Source organism: Bordetella sp. H567 (genome assembly GCF_001704295.1).
In the GTDB taxonomy this organism is placed as follows: domain Bacteria; phylum Pseudomonadota; class Gammaproteobacteria; order Burkholderiales; family Burkholderiaceae_B; genus Bordetella_C.
Map to the genome: position 1 here is coordinate 2,807,277 of NZ_CP012334.1, position 15,354 is coordinate 2,822,630.

The 15,354-nt window shown below is 65.2% G+C and carries 15 protein-coding genes; 14 read left to right on the forward strand and 1 reads right to left on the reverse strand.

The annotated features are described in order from the left end of the window. Nucleotides 1-4 precede the first annotated feature (4 nt). From AKI39_RS12610 to hutH, 12 genes are all read left to right on the forward strand, one after another. Nucleotides 5-952: a hydroxyacid dehydrogenase gene (locus AKI39_RS12610; protein ID WP_066636325.1), complete on the forward strand. Its 948-nt coding sequence runs from the start codon at nucleotides 5-7 to the stop codon at nucleotides 950-952. Nucleotides 953-1,024: 72 nt separating this feature from the next. Further along, complete coding sequence (locus AKI39_RS12615) at nucleotides 1,025-1,831, forward strand: HpcH/HpaI aldolase family protein (protein WP_066636327.1); 807 nt, start codon at nucleotides 1,025-1,027, stop codon at nucleotides 1,829-1,831. A 40-nt stretch (nucleotides 1,832-1,871) separates the two neighbouring features. Next, a complete protein-coding gene (locus AKI39_RS12620) occupies nucleotides 1,872-2,933 on the forward strand; it encodes a Bug family tripartite tricarboxylate transporter substrate binding protein (protein WP_083228810.1) in 1,062 nt (353 codons plus the stop codon). Between the two features lie 21 nt (nucleotides 2,934-2,954). Next, on the forward strand, nucleotides 2,955-3,929 hold the full coding sequence (locus AKI39_RS12625; protein WP_066636332.1) for a Bug family tripartite tricarboxylate transporter substrate binding protein: 975 nt from the start codon (nucleotides 2,955-2,957) through the stop codon (nucleotides 3,927-3,929). An 8-nt stretch (nucleotides 3,930-3,937) separates the two neighbouring features. Beyond that, entirely contained in the window at nucleotides 3,938-4,885 is a 948-nt protein-coding gene (locus AKI39_RS12630; protein ID WP_235610623.1) for an amidohydrolase family protein, read from the forward strand. Nucleotides 4,886-5,162: 277 nt separating this feature from the next. Beyond that, on the forward strand, nucleotides 5,163-5,663 hold the full coding sequence (locus AKI39_RS12635; protein WP_443103616.1) for a hypothetical protein: 501 nt from the start codon (nucleotides 5,163-5,165) through the stop codon (nucleotides 5,661-5,663). A 187-nt stretch (nucleotides 5,664-5,850) separates the two neighbouring features. Further along, nucleotides 5,851-6,945, forward strand: coding sequence for a TauD/TfdA family dioxygenase (locus AKI39_RS12640; RefSeq protein ID WP_066636338.1), 1,095 nt, complete (start codon nucleotides 5,851-5,853; stop codon nucleotides 6,943-6,945). 70 nt (nucleotides 6,946-7,015) lie between these two features. Then, the gene (locus tag AKI39_RS12645; protein WP_066636341.1) at nucleotides 7,016-7,888 is read left to right on the forward strand and encodes an ABC transporter substrate-binding protein; all 873 of its coding nucleotides are present in this window, start codon (nucleotides 7,016-7,018) and stop codon (nucleotides 7,886-7,888) included. Nucleotides 7,889-7,901: 13 nt separating this feature from the next. Continuing rightward, nucleotides 7,902-9,038, forward strand: a complete 1,137-nt coding sequence (locus tag AKI39_RS12650; RefSeq protein WP_083228812.1) for an amino acid ABC transporter permease — start codon at nucleotides 7,902-7,904, stop codon at nucleotides 9,036-9,038. 11 nt (nucleotides 9,039-9,049) lie between these two features. Continuing rightward, entirely contained in the window at nucleotides 9,050-9,793 is a 744-nt protein-coding gene (locus tag AKI39_RS12655) for an amino acid ABC transporter ATP-binding protein (protein WP_066636344.1), read from the forward strand. 48 nt (nucleotides 9,794-9,841) lie between these two features. Further along, nucleotides 9,842-10,624, forward strand: a complete 783-nt coding sequence (hutC, locus tag AKI39_RS12660) for a histidine utilization repressor (protein WP_083229108.1) — start codon at nucleotides 9,842-9,844, stop codon at nucleotides 10,622-10,624. An 85-nt stretch (nucleotides 10,625-10,709) separates the two neighbouring features. Continuing rightward, a complete protein-coding gene (hutH, locus tag AKI39_RS12665; protein WP_066642878.1) occupies nucleotides 10,710-12,275 on the forward strand; it encodes a histidine ammonia-lyase in 1,566 nt (521 codons plus the stop codon). A gap of 44 nt (nucleotides 12,276-12,319) precedes the next feature. Here the strand turns inward: hutH and AKI39_RS12670 are convergent, their stop codons facing one another. After that, nucleotides 12,320-12,751, reverse strand: coding sequence for a cupin domain-containing protein (locus tag AKI39_RS12670; protein WP_235610629.1), 432 nt, complete (start codon nucleotides 12,749-12,751; stop codon nucleotides 12,320-12,322). Between the two features lie 520 nt (nucleotides 12,752-13,271). On the opposite strand from AKI39_RS12670, the gene AKI39_RS12675 reads away from it, so the two are divergent. Both AKI39_RS12675 and AKI39_RS12680 read left to right on the forward strand, forming a co-directional pair. Then, complete coding sequence (locus tag AKI39_RS12675; RefSeq protein ID WP_066636347.1) at nucleotides 13,272-14,246, forward strand: Bug family tripartite tricarboxylate transporter substrate binding protein; 975 nt, start codon at nucleotides 13,272-13,274, stop codon at nucleotides 14,244-14,246. Nucleotides 14,247-14,380: 134 nt separating this feature from the next. Next, nucleotides 14,381-15,343, forward strand: coding sequence for a chromate resistance protein ChrB domain-containing protein (locus tag AKI39_RS12680; protein ID WP_066636349.1), 963 nt, complete (start codon nucleotides 14,381-14,383; stop codon nucleotides 15,341-15,343). Nucleotides 15,344-15,354 lie beyond the last annotated feature (11 nt).

A 15,354-nucleotide genomic window follows, 5' to 3' on the forward strand; every position in this document is an offset into this window, starting at 1 on the left:
TTTCATGAAGAAAATCTACGTACTGGATGCCTTCCATCCCGCCGGCATCGACTGGCTGCAAGGCAAGGCTGAAGTCATTCCCTTCCGCGATCCGCGCGGTGAGCATTGGCACGAGGACGCCGACGGCATCATGGTGCGCATGCGGCCCGTCACGGCTGAAGACTTCAAGAAGGCGCGCAAGCTCAAGGGCGTGGTCAAGCAGGGCGTGGGCGTGAACACGCTGGACCTGGATGCGGCCCGCAAGCACGGCATCGTGGTCGCCAACACGCCGGGCGTGAACAGCGAGACCGTGGCGGAGCTTGCCTTCTCGCTGGCCCTGGCGGTGGCGCGCCGCGTCGTCGAATTCGATCGCCTGATCCGCGCGGGCGTGCCCATCGAGCGCCCGAAAATGCTGGGCCTGGGCCTGGAAGGCAAGACGGTGGGCGTGGTCGGCATGGGCAATATCGGCGTGCAGGCCGCGTCCAAGTTCCATCGCTACGGCTGCCACATCGTGGCCTACGATCCCTATTACCAGCCGCGCCAGGATGGCGATGCCTGGGCCGCCATTCCGCATGAGCGCGTCCAGGACCGGGGCCAGCTGTGGCCGAGACTGGATGTGCTGACCATCCACGTGCCTTACACCAAGGAAACCGCCAACCTGGTCGGCGCGAAGGAACTGGCGGCGCTCAAGCGCAATGCCATCGTCATCAATGTCTCGCGCGGCGGCATTGTCAACGAGGCGGCGCTGTACGACGCCTTGGTCTGCGGCCACCTGTTCGGCGCGGGCCTGGACGTGTGGGAAGAGCGCGAACCGCCTGCCCCGGAGCACCCGCTGCTCACGCTACCCAATGTGGTGGCGACGCCGCATGCCGCGGGCGGCACGGTGGAAACCCAGGAGCGCAGTTCGCTGCGCGTCGCCCAGGAACTGCTGAATATCCTGGACGGCGGCCAGCCTGCCTCTCGCGTGGCCTGACGCCCAGCCATTCCCGTTGCGGGCCGCGCCTGCGCGGCGCGCGCCTTTCCGTTTCGCCAACAAGGATGTCCCATGTCGTTCAGCTTACCGGTCAATCCCGTCAAGAAGCGCATGCAGGCCGGCGACGTTGCGCTGGGCATGAGCGTGCGCATGTCGCGCTCCGCCGATATCGCGCGCATCGCCAAGGCCACCGGCCATGACTTTATCTTCATCGATACGCAGCACTCCATTTTCAATCTGGAAACCATCAACCACATCGCCCAGACCGCGCTGGCGATCGACATCGCGGCCGTGGTGCGGGTCAAGAGCATCCACGATCCGGACGTCTCGCTGCTGCTGGACAACGGCGTGACGGGCATCGTGTATCCCGACATCAACACGGCGGCAGAGGCCCGCCGGGCCGTGGACGTCTGCCGTTTCGCGCCGGTGGGCAAGCGTTCCGTCTCGGGCAATTTCATGCACTTCAATTTCCAGTCCACACCCTATGCGCAGTTCAGCACGGCGCTGAATGACGTGGCTTTGCTGGTGTGCATGATCGAGACCCCGGAAGGCCTGGCCAATATCGAAGAAATCTGCGCCGTTCCGGGCATCGACGTGATTCATATGGGTACGGGCGACTTCGCCGCCAATATCGGCAAGCCGGGCAAGTTCGACGATCCGGAGGTGGTCGCGGCGCAGGCGCGCGTCATCGAGGTCGCGCGCAGGCACGGCAAGTACGCCGGCTGCGGCGGCAATCGCGACGTCACGCGCCAGGCCAATGCCATCCGTCACGGCGTGCAGTTCGTCACGACTCAGACCGACATCAGTTTCCTGGCATCGGCCGCGCAGCAGTGGACATCAGGCGTGCGCGAGGCGCTGGCCGCCGGCGCGCGATCCTGACCGCAAGAAGGGGACGAGGGTGGCGAACAAAACAAAATCGATGTCGCGCCCAGCGCGGTGGTGGCTCGGCGCGCGCGGCCCGCGATACGTGCAGGATGCACAGGAAGCTGGCGTACCGACGCGTCGCGCCGCCTTGTGCGCAGCCGGCGGCTTCTGGCTCGCGGCCATCCTGTGCGGGGTGCCCGCCGCGCAAGCGGCCGATGCGTGGCCGACCCATGCCATCAAGCTGGTTGTTCCTTTCGCCGCGGGCGGCGGCGTGGACGCCGTGGCGCGCGCCCTGGCCGCCCAGCTGAGCGACGAACTGCATCAAAGCGTGGTCGTGGAAAACCGCGTCGGCGCGGGCGGCCTGATCGGCACCGACTATGTCGCCAAGTCCGATCCCGACGGTTACACGCTGCTGATGGGCACGCAGACCACGCTGGCCGTCGCGCCGCTGCTGAGCAAGGGCGCCACGCTGGATCCGCTGAAGGCATTTGCCGGTACCAGCCTGGTGGCGGACTCGCCCATGCTGCTGGTGGCCAACCCCGGATTCGCGGCCAAGGATATGAAGCAGCTTATCGAGCTGGCCAAGCAGAAGCCCGGCTACGTGAACTACGGTTCCGGCGGCGTGGGGACCACGCCGCACATGGCGGGTGAACTGCTGGCCCTGAGCACGGGCATCAAGATGACGCATGTGGCGTACAAGGGCGAGCAGCCGGCGCTGACCGATGTCGTGGGCAACCAGATCCCCCTGATGTTCTCCAACCTGGTGGTGGCGCTGCCGCTGGTGCAAAGCGGCAGGTTGCGGGCGCTGGCGATATCCACTGCCCAGCGTTCTCCGGCCGCGCCCGCTATTCCCACCGTGGCGGAATCCGGTGTGCCGGGCTTCGATGCCGCGACCTGGTTCGGCGTGGTCGCGCCCAAGGCCACGCCGCGCGCCGTCGTGGACAAGCTCAGCGATGCCATCCACCAGGCCGTGAACAGCCCACGCCTGCGCCAGATCCTGCAAAGCCAGGGACTGAACGTACGCACCAGTACCCCGGCGGCGTTCGACGCCTACATGGCCAGCGAGTTCGACAAGTGGCGCGGTGTTATCCAGCAGGCGCGCATCAGTACCCAGTAATCCGCCAGGAGACCAAGCACCATGCACAGACGGCATTTCTTGCAGGCATGCGCGGCGGCGCCGCTGGTGGCCTGCGGCGCAGTGCGCGCGGCAGGCGGCTACCCGTCGCGCCCCATCCGCTTCCTGATCGGCTACGCCGCCGGCGGCACGGCCGACATCAGCCTGCGCATCGTCGCGCCCATTCTGTCCGACAGGCTCGGCCAACCCATTGTCATCGAGAACAAGCCGGGCGCGGGCGGCATCGTTGCCTCGCAAGGCGCGCTGACCGTGCCCGCGGACGGCTACACCTTCGTCCTGGCCGCGACGGGCAACTTCGGCATTTCTCCCGTACTGCTGAAGTCCATGCCCTATGACGCGGTCAAGGACTTCGACATGGTGGCCCAGGTCGCCGACTTCGATTATGTGCTGGCGGCCGGTGCGGACTCGACATTCAAGAACATCAAGGACGTGGTTGCCTACGCCAAGGCCAACCCCGGCAAGCTCAGCATAGGCACCGTCCAGGTCGGTAGCGCGCAGTTCTTCGCGGCCGAACTCTTCAAGTCGATGGCGGGCATCCAGGCCGTGACGGTTCCGTACCGCACGTCCGGCGACGTGGTGGCGGCCGCGCGCAGCGGCGATGTCCAGCTCATGGTGGATACGATCGCCCCCGTGATCGCGCAGGTCCGGGGCGGCGCCTTGCGCGCCTTGGGCGTGACCGGCGACGCGGCTTTTCCTGCGTTGCCCGACGTCCCGCCCGTGTCGCGCGCCGGCGTTCCCGGCTATGTGGTGAAGGCCTGGAACGGCCTGGCCGCGCGCACCGGCACACCGGCCGAGGCCACCCAACGAATAGGGCGGGAGCTCTCCGCCATCCTGGCCATGGACGAAGTAAAGAAGCGCTATATCGACCTGGGCATCATCGCCCAGTACGGCGCCCCAGAAACGCTACGCGCGCTGCAGCTGGCCGACATCAGGAAGTGGGGCGCGATGATGGAATCCGCCCATCTGGAAAAACAGTAGGGACCGCCATGAACCGCAATAACCACGCCGCCGGCGACAGCCACGCCGGCACCGCGATGTATCGGGCGCCGTCTGCCTCCGCCACACCCATGCCACCACGCGCCTGCGATTGCCATACCCACATCTTCGGTCCGGCGTCGCGCTATCCCTACGCGGCGGAACGGCACTACACGCCGGGAGAGGCCAGCGTGCGGCAGCTGCTCGCACTGCACGACAGCCTGGGCATCGAGCGCGTGGTCATCGTGCAGCCCAGTCCCTACGGTACCGACAATCGCTGCACGCTGGACGCCGTCGCTGCGCTGAATGCCGATGGCGCCGATCGCGCCCGCGCCGTCGTGGTCGTGGATGGCCAGACGACAGGGCAGGCGCTGCGGGCCATGCACGCGCAGGGCGCGCGTGGTGTACGCATCAATCTGGAAACCCGCGGCGCCAACGACCCCGCGGCGGCCGGAGCCGCCTTGCGCGAAGTCGCCGGCCGCGTGGCGGACCTGGGCTGGCATGTGCAGATGTACACGAATCCATTGGTCGTCGTACGGCTGGCCGACATCATCGATCGGCTGCCGGTACCTGTCGTGCTGGACCACCATGCGGGCATGCGGGTGGCCGATCCGGCGCACCAGGCGGTGCGCGGGGCACTGATCGACCTGATCGCAGGCGGCAACGTCTACGTCAAGCTGTCCGCGCCACATCGCGCCTCGTCGCAACCAAATCACGCGGACCTGCAACCGCTGGTCGATGCCTTCCTGGGATGCCGTCCCGACCGCATGGTATGGGGCACCGACTGGCCGCATCCCGGCGCATGGCCCGGCATCAAGCGCAACCCGGCCACCATGGAGCCGTTTCATCCCGTCGATGACAGCGCCGCACTGCGGCTCGCGCGGCAGTGGATCAGCGACCCGGCCGGCTTCGCCGCGGTGCTGGCCGGCAACCCTGGGCGGCTTTACGCGTTCCCGTAGCGCAGGGAAGGAGAGGCCACGCCCACCTTTCAGCCTAAAGCGGGGTAAACGACCCCTACGCGACCCGGTAACCCGACTCTACACTGCCGCTGTTCCGTGGGCTCGACACCCCCGAAGGCTGGCCATGAGTGCGTGGCAGGGCGCCCCGACGTTCAAGTCCGGCCACTCCCCCTACGATGCCAAGGCACGCGGGAACCATCCGGGTGTCGGCATAAGGTTCCGGGTCATGCCACAGCGATCTTTTCAGTTCGAGCCTGGCCGTTACGTGCGCTGGGCGATGGGGATGTTGCTGATCCTGATCGCCATCAGCGCCATGGCACAGGAGGCGATCTTGCCGTCCTGGAATGAGGGTCCCTCGCGCAGGGCGATCGTATCTTTCGTGCAGGACGTCACGAAAGAAGGCGGCGAGCACTTCGTGCCGGTGTCCGAACGTATTGCCGTCTTCGACAACGACGGCACACTCTGGAGCGAGCAGCCACTGTATTTCGAGGTGATGTATTCGCTGGACCAGGTGAAGGTGATGGCACCCCGGCATCCGGAATGGAAAACCCGGCAGCCCTTCAACCTGGAGATGCTGCAATGGGTCGCCGACGGTTCCGGCCGGCGCTTTGCGGGCCTGGTGCACCATACCGACGCCGCGCGCGAATGGGCCTACGACAGGGACTCAAAAATCGGCCGGCTGGACAAGGCGCTGGACGTGGCGCGGCGGCGTGACTGGGTCGTGGTCGACATGAAGGACGAGTGGAAACGCATCTATTCCTTCGATGCGCCCCGTTAGCCGGCACGTTCCGCCGCGGGAACGCTGCGGGGGAACGGAGCGTAGGGACTTTCCCGCATGACGGAAAGTATGTATTTGCAGACCAAATAGAAAACGGTACCTTAGCTGCCTGTCTATACAGCACTAGCCAGATACGCTGCTGGCCGTGTCCCGAAATCGCTTCCCGTCCCTCTGCCAGGAGAGTTTCATGTCGGAGTCGAGTGTTCTGCAAGGCGCCTGCGTGTGGAAGGGGCCCGAGATGGTGGATAACCCCCGCTGGGTCAAGACGTTCCCGCCGGCCGTACTGGAGCAGATCGACGCCGCGGTCCGCAAGACCGAGGGCGTGGCGTGGCGCGAGATCAATCGACAGAACTTCCCCTTGCCCGATGCCGCGCCTTTCCTTGACGACGTGCGCGAAGAGCTGGAGAACGGCTCGGGCATGGTCAAGATGAAGGGCCTGGACGTGGGCCGTTACGAGCAGGAGCAACTGCGACGGCTGTGGTATGGCCTGGGCGCCCATCTTGGCACGCCCATGTACCAGAACTACCGCGGCGAAGTCATGCGGGAAATCAAGGACGAAGGCATGGGTGTCGGCGCCAAGCTGTACGGCTCGACGGTGGATGAAACCGGCAAACAATTCCTCTCGTCCGGCGCCCGGACGCTGACGCCCGGACAATTGCGCTTCCATACCGACCGGTGTGACGTCGTGGGCCTGCTGTGCGTGCGCCAGGCAGCCGAGGGCGGCGTCAGCAAGCTGGCGAGCAGCGCAACCGTCTACAACGAGATCCTGCGGCGCCGTCCCGACCTGCATGCCTTGCTGTGCAAACCCATCCCGCGCAGCCGGTTCGGCGAAGAAGCGGGCGGCGAGCATATCGTCTACGACCTGCCCATCTTCGGCGTGCGGGACGGCAAGCCAACCAGCCATTTTTCGCTGACGTACATTGAAAATGCCCAGATGGTGCCCGGCGTTCGCAAGCTGACGGACGCCGAACACGAAGCGATCAAGCTCTTGATGACCGTGGCGGAAGAGTCGTGCTTCGAGATGCGCTTCGCGCCCGGCGACATCCAGCTCCTGAACAACCACGTCATCTATCACGGACGCACGGCGTTCAAGGATCAGGCCGAAACCGGCCAGAACCGGCTTCTCATGCGCCTGTGGCTGTCGGTGCCGAATTCCCGCGCCTTGCCTACGGATCACGCGGTACTGTGGGGAGACGTCGGGTCGGGCAAGCCGCACGGCGGCATCGCGCAGCCCGCCGCCGCGATGAGCGCCCAGGCGGCAAACGGAAGCGCCAACGGATAGAGATACCTTCAATCGCGAACCAGCCGGCTCGCCCGGATGGGCTTTGCTTCATGTACCTCGGGAGAACTCAATGAAACGGCATGCAGTCAAACAGGCAGGATGGTTACGCAACGGAGCCCGCTTTCTTCTCGTTCCGCTCCTGCTGGGCCTGACCGCCGCCACCGCGTCGGCCGCGAAGTTCAGCAATTGCGAAGTGAGCGGCACGCGCGGTTCGGTCAAGCTTGAAACTGTGGTGCCCGGCGCCCTTTCCGTGCGCCCGGTACTGCCCGCGCCGGGGTGGTGGAATGGCGACTCGCCGGAAACGATCAATGGCGGCTTTGAATATTGCATGGCCGCCAATATGGCCTACCGTGCGGGGCTGGACCGCGTGAATGTCGTGAGCCGTTCGTTCGCGCAGATCCTGACGGGCCAGGCCCAGGGCTTCGACATCGCGCTCAGCGAAATCACCATTACCGAAGAGCGCAAGAAGGCGGTGAACTTCACCGATCCGTACTTCGATTCCGACATGGGCATCCTGGTGAAGGCGGGCGACAAGATCACCGCGGAGAACATCAAGAGCAAGCGGCTGGGCGTCAAGCAGGGCACTACCACGTACCAGTTCCTGTTGGACCACGTCAAGCCCACCGAGGCGCCGAAGGTCTATCCCGAGGTGGCGGCCATGTACGCCGCTCTCGCGGCCGGCCAGGTGGATGCGGTGATCTACGACACCCCGAACGTACTGGCACAGGCCAAACAATCGGGAGGCCGGTTCCAGGTCGTGGGCCGCTATGACACCGGCGAACGGTGGGGCGGGCTGGTCAACAAGGATTCGCCGAACCTGGCGACGTTCAACAAGCTCATCCAGGAAATGAAGGACGACGGGACATTCGCCCGCCTGGCCGCGCAATACCTTGCGCCCAGTCTTGGCGAGGATCCGAACAAGGTGCCGGTCTTCAAGCCGTAACAGCGCCGCTTCCATGCGCCATCCCATCGATCCCATGCCGGGCACGGCGGGCCCCGCCGGCCGTGAGCGCCGGCTGGACATCGGCGGCATGCCTTCCATGCCGACGGCACTGTTCCTCTGCGCCCTTGCGGCGGTGGCGCTCACGATAGCGTCCAGCTGGTACACCATCGGCGCCCTGCGTGCGGTCCTGCTCGCGAACAAGCTCGATGGCGTGTGGGTGCCGGCAGGGATGGTGGTGCTGGGCCTGGCCTCGGCCTGGATCGCGCTGCCGCTGTATCGGACCTTCAAGCGGTGTAGGGAGGTTCGCGCCGCCGCCGCGCGCAGCGATATCGTCGCCGCTCGCGTGGCCCGATCGCAGGCACGCGTACAGGGCTGGATCGTCCTCGGCTATACGCTCACGCAGTTCATCTGCGTGCTGGCCCTTCAATTCCTTCTGGCGAACAACCAGGCGGTGGCCAAGACCTTCTTCTTCGTGCCGCTGATCGTCAATACCTTCCCGCTGGTGCTGCAGGCCTTCTGGATCAACGTAAAGATCTTCATGATCGCCGAGGTCTTCGTGCTGATCTGGGGGCTGATCGTGGCCTTGGCCATGCTGGCGCCCGGCGAGGCCGGCAAGCCCTTGCGTGTGCTTGCCACGGCCTATGTCGACATATTCCGCGCGATGCCGGCGGTGCTGGTGATCTATCTCGTCGGCTTCGGCTTGCCGCTGACCGGCGTGCCGATCCTGAAGGACCTCTCGCTGACGACCTATGTCGTCATTGCCCTGACCCTGACGGTCGGCGCCTACGTCGCGGAAATCTACCGTGCCGGCATCCAGGGGATCCATTGGAGCCAGACGGCGGCCGCCCGCTCGCTGGGGCTGTCGCATATGCAGACGATGCGGTTCGTCGTGCTGCCGCAGGGGATCCGGCACATCATCCCGCCCTTGCTGAACGCCTTCATCGCCCTGCAAAAGGATACGGCGCTGGTCAATGTGGTCGGGGTGATCGATTCCTTCAACCAGTCCATGGTGCTGGCCTCCAACTACTACAACCTCTCGGCCGCCACGACCGTCGCGCTGCTGTTCATCATCATCTCCGTACCCCAGGTGCGCCTGGTCGAGCGCATGGCAAAGCGCGATCGCGCACGCATGCGCGCCGGCGGCGCTTAAGGAGCCAGGGCGTGTCGTTCATCGAAATCCGCGGCATCTCCAAGTCCTACGGACAATTGCCGGTCATCGATCAATTGAGCATGACCGTGGAAAAGCACCAGGTGGTGTGCCTTATCGGCCCATCCGGATCGGGCAAGTCCACCTTGCTGCGCTGTATCAACGGCCTGGAGCCTATCGACGACGGCGAAATCCTGGTCCACGGCGACCGTATCACCGGGCCGGGCGTCGATGTGGACGCCTTGCGGCGTGACATCGGCATCGTGTTCCAGGGCTACAACCTGTTCCCCCACATGACCGTGCTGGAGAACGTGACCTTGGCGCCGGTCCAGGTGCTCAAGCACTCGCGCAAGCAGGCCGAGGAACAGGCGATGGCGCTGCTCGCGCGCTTCGGCCTGGCGCAGAAGGCGGGGGAATACCCGGACCGGATGTCCGGCGGGCAACAGCAGCGCGTGGCCATCGTACGCGCGCTGGCGATGGACCCCTTGGTGCTGCTGCTGGATGAAATAACGTCGGCACTGGATCCCGAACTGGTGTCGGATGTATTGAATATCGTGCGCGACCTGGCCAGCGAGGGCATGACGATGTTGCTGGCCACGCACGAAATGGGCTTCGCCTCCGAAGTGGCGTCCAAGATATGTTTCCTGTGCGACGGCGCCGTCTACGAAGAAGGCCCGCCGGCGCAGATTTTCCGGGATCCGCAACGCGATCGGACCCGCGCATTCTTGCGCAGTATCCGAGAGGCCGGCCGCATCTAACGTCAACAGGCCCTAGCCATGAACCATCGCACCGTCGAACGCCTCGCCATGGCCACCGCACAGGGGAAACAGACACCGGCAGCGGGGCAGGGGGCCGCCACGGCCATTCAGGGCGGCGCGGCAACGACGCTGCATGAACGGATCAAGGCATATGTGACGCGCGGCATCGCCGACGGTACCTGGGCGCCCGGGGAACGGCTGCCTTCCGAACATGAACTGGTCTCCCAGCTAGGCGTGTCGCGCATGACGGTCAACAAGGCGCTGCGCGAACTGGCCGCCGCGGGACGGATCGTGCGCGTGCCTGGCGTGGGTACTTTCGCGGCGGAGGCCAAGCCGCAGTCAACCTTGCTGCAGATCGCCAATATCGCCAACGAGATCCGCTCGCGCGGACATGAGCACCAATGGCGCTGCCTGTCCCGCGAACGGGTGGCCGCCGCCCCGGATGTCGCGGTGTGGCTGGGCATGCTGCCGGGTCAATCCGTCTTTCACATGGTCAGTGTCCACCTGGAAAACGGGGCGCCGATCCAGCTGGAAGACCGCTACGTCAATCCCGGGATGGTCCCCGACTTCATGGACCAGGATTTCGAGCACACCACGCCGGGCGAGTACCTGCTGGCCTCGATACCGGCCGACTTGGTCGAGCACGTTGTCGACGCGGTCATGCCCACGCCCAAGCAAGCACGCATACTCGACATGAAAGTCACGGAGCCCTGCCTGCAGCTGACGCGCCGCACGTGGTTCGAAGACGTCCCCGTCACGTGGGTGCGCTGCCTGAATCCGGCATCGCGCTACAGCCTGGGCAGCCGGTTCCGGCCCGGCCCCGATCAGTGAGATAAGCCCTTTTACGCATGCGCGGGGTGTAGCCACTCACGCGATTCTGCTTCTCAACGCTGTATAGACATGAATAGAGTTGACCATGGAAAAAAAACCTATCGTGCAACTCACGGCCCAGTCCATGACCCTGGCCGATCTTCGCCGCATCCATGCCGGCGACGTACAGCTGGCCCTGGCGGATGAACTTATCCCCGCATTGAGGCGGGCACACCAGACCGTGAGCGACATCGTGGCCGGCGGCCAGGTTGTCTACGGCATCAACACCGGCTTCGGCAAACTAGCCAGCACCCGTATAGACAAGAATCACCTGGCCGACCTGCAACGCAACCTGGTGTTGTCCCACAGCGTGGGGATAGGCGACATCCTGCCGGCTCCGGTGGTCCGCCTGATCCTGGCGACCAAGGCCATGAGCCTGGCGCGCGGCTTCTCCGGCGTCCGGCCCGAGCTGGTGGCGGCCTTGATCAAGCTGTTCAATGCGGGCGTGATCCCCTGCATTCCCGCCAAGGGCTCCGTGGGCGCATCGGGCGATCTCGCACCGTTGGCGCACCTGGCCTGCGTACTCATCGGGGAAGGGCAGGCGCTGCTGCCGGACGGACAAAGGGTGAGTGGGGCGCAGGCCATGGGCGCCGTGGGCTTGAGCCCCTTCGTCCTGGGCCCCAAGGAGGGGCTGGCGCTGCTGAATGGCACCCAGGTATCGACGGCATTGGCGCTGGCCGGCCTCTTCGGAGCCGAACACGTGTTCGCCGCCGCGCTGCTGGCAGGCGCGCTTTCGCTGGAAGCGATACAGGGATCGGTCAAGCCGCTGGATCCGCGCATACACGCGGCGCGCGGGCAACCGGGCCAGATCGCGGTGGCGCGCGCATTGAGTACGTTGTTGGCGGGCAGCCAGATCGTGACCTCGCATGCGAACTGTGGACGGGTCCAGGATCCGTATTCCATCCGCTGCGTACCGCAGGTGATGGGCGCCTGCCTGGATAACCTGGCCTACACGGCCGGTGTATTGGCCAGGGAGGCCAACGCCGCCTCGGACAATCCGCTGGTCTTTGCCGACACCGGCGAAGTGATATCGGGCGGAAACTTCCATGCCGAACCGGTCGCCTTCGCCGCCGACATCATCGCCCTGGCAGTCAGCGAAATCGGCGCGATCTCCGAACGGCGCACGGCGCTCCTGCTGGATAGCGGCCTGTCCGGCCTGCCGCCATTCCTGGTACGCGACGGCGGGTTGAATTCCGGATTCATGATCGCGCAGGTCACCGCCGCGGCCCTTGCGTCCGAAAACAAGTCGCTCGCCCACCCGGCCAGCGTCGACAGCCTGCCCACCTCGGCGAACCAGGAAGACCACGTGTCCATGGCCACCTTCGCCGCGCGTCGCCTGGGCGACATGGTGTCCAACACCGCGGCGGTCGTCGGCGTGGAGGCAATGGCTGCCGCGCAAGGGATCGAACTCAAGCGTACGCCCCAGGGGCCGCGCAGCTCGGCGGCGGTGGAGGGCGTCCTGGCGGAAATCCGCCAACATGTGGCGTTCCTGGAGCAGGACCGCTATCTGGCCGACGATGTGGAGACCATGCGCGAATGGGCGATGAACCCAGACCGCGTCAACGCCTTCACGGATATCATTCCCAGTCTGAACAGCGCGAACCAGGCCTAGACTCACGCTGGTCCTAAGGCAGGGCCCGGCACAACGAACGATCGCTATGGGTGTACCGTGTCCAGTTCTGGCAGAAGTACGACGCTTTCCTGCTCGTTAGGGTCCGTCCTTGCGATCAACACGACGGCAGGCTCGGCCGAGTCGTTGTAGGGCTGGTGCGGCACACCGGCAGGTATGTAAAAGAAATCGCCCGGAGAAACGACCTGGTGGTGTTCCAGCCTGGGGCCGAACCACACCTGGGAGACGCCCGATAATGCATAGATCGCCGTTTCATGTTCGCTGTGCATGTGCGTCTTTGCCTTGACGCCGGGCGGGATGCTGACGATTTGAAGGTTGATACCCTTTGCGCCAACGGTTTCCGCGGAAATGCCGACGGCGTACTGCAGCCCCTGCTTCCCGGTATTCGGGGTCCGGGCACGCAACAGACGGCACATACCGTCTTCGGTCTGGTCAATCCTTTCTTTGCTGCTATCCATACATACACTCCATAACGCCACGCAGAGCGTGCGGTCCCTTATCGCAAGCATCCATTTCGTGCGACCACATCGGGGAAGGAGCATACCGGATTTCGATTCTCCACATGTCGGCCGTGTCGGGGAAAACCCGTGCATCTGGCACGGCAGCGCAGAAATAAGGGTATGCGCCGGCGCGGGCGGCATCCCATGCTGGAAGCCGGCCTCGCGCGGGATGGAAACGGCAGCATGTGCTGCCTGACGGCAGGTAGAGTCACGCTTCGTAAGCCGCCATACCTTGGCACTCCTTCGTCGACGCCCACCCGCCTAGACCAACGAGGGCGATTGCCCTCATGGCCGCGTTCCTTGCAGCGACGTACCCGTCCTGCAAGAGAAAAAACGCTGGCCGCCATCACCCGAAAAGCGCTACCACGCGCTCGACGGGCATGGCATTCCGCTGGCGATTGTTCCCCAAAAAGACAGAAGCGACATGAGAACCGCAATGCGGTTCACGCGCGCGATCTGAAAACAATGGAGACGAGACATGAACCTTCTACGCCGCTCATTGCTTGTTGCGCCGCTGGCCTTGGCCTGTGCGATCGCAACGGCACAATCCGAATCCGGTTATCCGAACAAGCCTATCAAGATCGTCGTGCCGTTCGCGCCCGGTGGCACGACCGACCTGCTGGCACGCATCATGGCCCAGCGCATGACGACCGCGTGGGGCCAGCCCGTGGTCGTGGAGAACAGGCCGGGCGTCGGGGGGACGATAGGCGCGAATATGGTCGCCAAGGCGCCAGCCGACGGTTACACGCTGCTGCTGGGTACGGCGCATCACACCATCGCGCAGGCCGTCTACAAGAACGTGCCGTATAACTTCGGGCGTGACTTCGCACCGGTGAGCGTCATGGCGATGGTGCCAAACGTCGTGGTGGTGAACATGGCCGTTCCCGCCAAGACCATCCAGGAATTCATATCGCTCGCCAAGTCGCGGCCAGGTGAACTCAACTACGGAACGGCGGGCGCGGGGACAGCGCACCACTTGATCGGCGAGCTGTTCCAACTGCAAGCTGGCGTGCGCTTGGTCCACGTGCCGTACAAGGGCAGCGGGCCCGCGGTCACCGACCTGATCGGTGGCCAGGTGCAAGTCATGTTCGACACCGTGACGTCAGCGCTGCCACAAGTCAAGGCCGGCAAGACGCGCGCGCTTGCGGTGACGACGGCAAAGCGCTCTTCGGCCTTGCCCGATATCCCGACGCTTGCGGAAACGGTGTTGCCGGGATTCGACGTCGGCACGTGGTTCGGTCTTGTTGCCCCGGCCGGCACGCCGGCGCCCGTCGTGCAGAAGATCTATGGCGAGATAGACCGGACGGTGAAGGACCCTGACGTGCGCCGGCAATTGCTCGAAATAGGCGCCGAACCGATCGGCAGCACACCGGCGCAGATGGGCGCGCAGATCCAGGCGGAGCTCGATTCGTACAAGGCACTGGCCACGAAAATCAACCTTGTCGTCGAATGACCGGGCGCGCTCCTCACCAGGGCGGGCCGCTCGCCGGGGTTTGACGGTAGCCCTGTAGCCGCTTCCCCCCGGCAGGGGTCTGTAGAGATCTCTACGTGATTGCAACGTCCGTTACGGCGGCCTAAGCTGCCGTCATGACAACGCTTCTTGATCCCTGGCTATTGCTTGTGGTGAGCCTGCCCACCGGCAGCGCGAGCACCCGCATGCGCGTCTGGCGCACAGTCAAGGCGCTGGGCTGCGCCGCGTTGCGCGACGGGGCCTACCTGCTGCCGGCCGCTTCGCCGCAGGCAGCGCAGCTCGTCGATCTGGCCGAGATGGCGCGCAAGGACGGCGGGCAGGCCTGGCTCGTCCATGTCCAGGCTCGGGACACCGAGGAGAACGCAGCCCTTCGGGCGCTCTTCGAGCGTTCCGCCGAGTACAGCGAGTGGCTGGACGGGCTGGCGCAGGCACGCAAGACACTGAACGAATTGCCCGCCGGCGAACTCGGCCGCCTGTTACGCCGCCATGCACGCAGCTATGAAGCGCTGCAGCAGTTGGACTTCTTCCCGGATGGGACGTCCGATCGCGCGAAGGCGCAATGGCGCGATTTCCGGGATGCCGTCGAAACCATCCTGTCGCCCGGCGAACCCCGCGCAACCCCGGGCACGATCGCGCGGCGCGATCCGATACGGTACCAGGGCAGGACCTGGGCGACGCGCCGGCACCTGTGGGTGGACCGCGTCGCGTGTGCCTGGCTGATCCAGCGCTTCGTCGATCCCGGCGCGCGCTTCGTATGGCTGGAGGATCCTGCCGCGTGTCCGGACGATGCCCTGGGATTCGACTTCGACGGGGCGACCTTCACCCATGTCGGCGATCGTGTCTCGTTCGAAGTCCTGTTGGCCAGTTTTGGGCTGGACAGCAATCGCGGCCTGGCCCGGCTCGGTCTCCTGGTCCATGCGCTCGATATCGGAGGGCCGAAGGCGCCCGAAGCGACCGGCTTCGAAGCGGTATTGGCCGGCGCCCGCAAGCGCTTGGCGGACGACGACGCCTTGCTGGCCGAAATGGGCTCGGTGCTGGATTCCCTGTACGCCCATTTTTCCACCGACCGAAAACCCTGAAAGCCCACGCT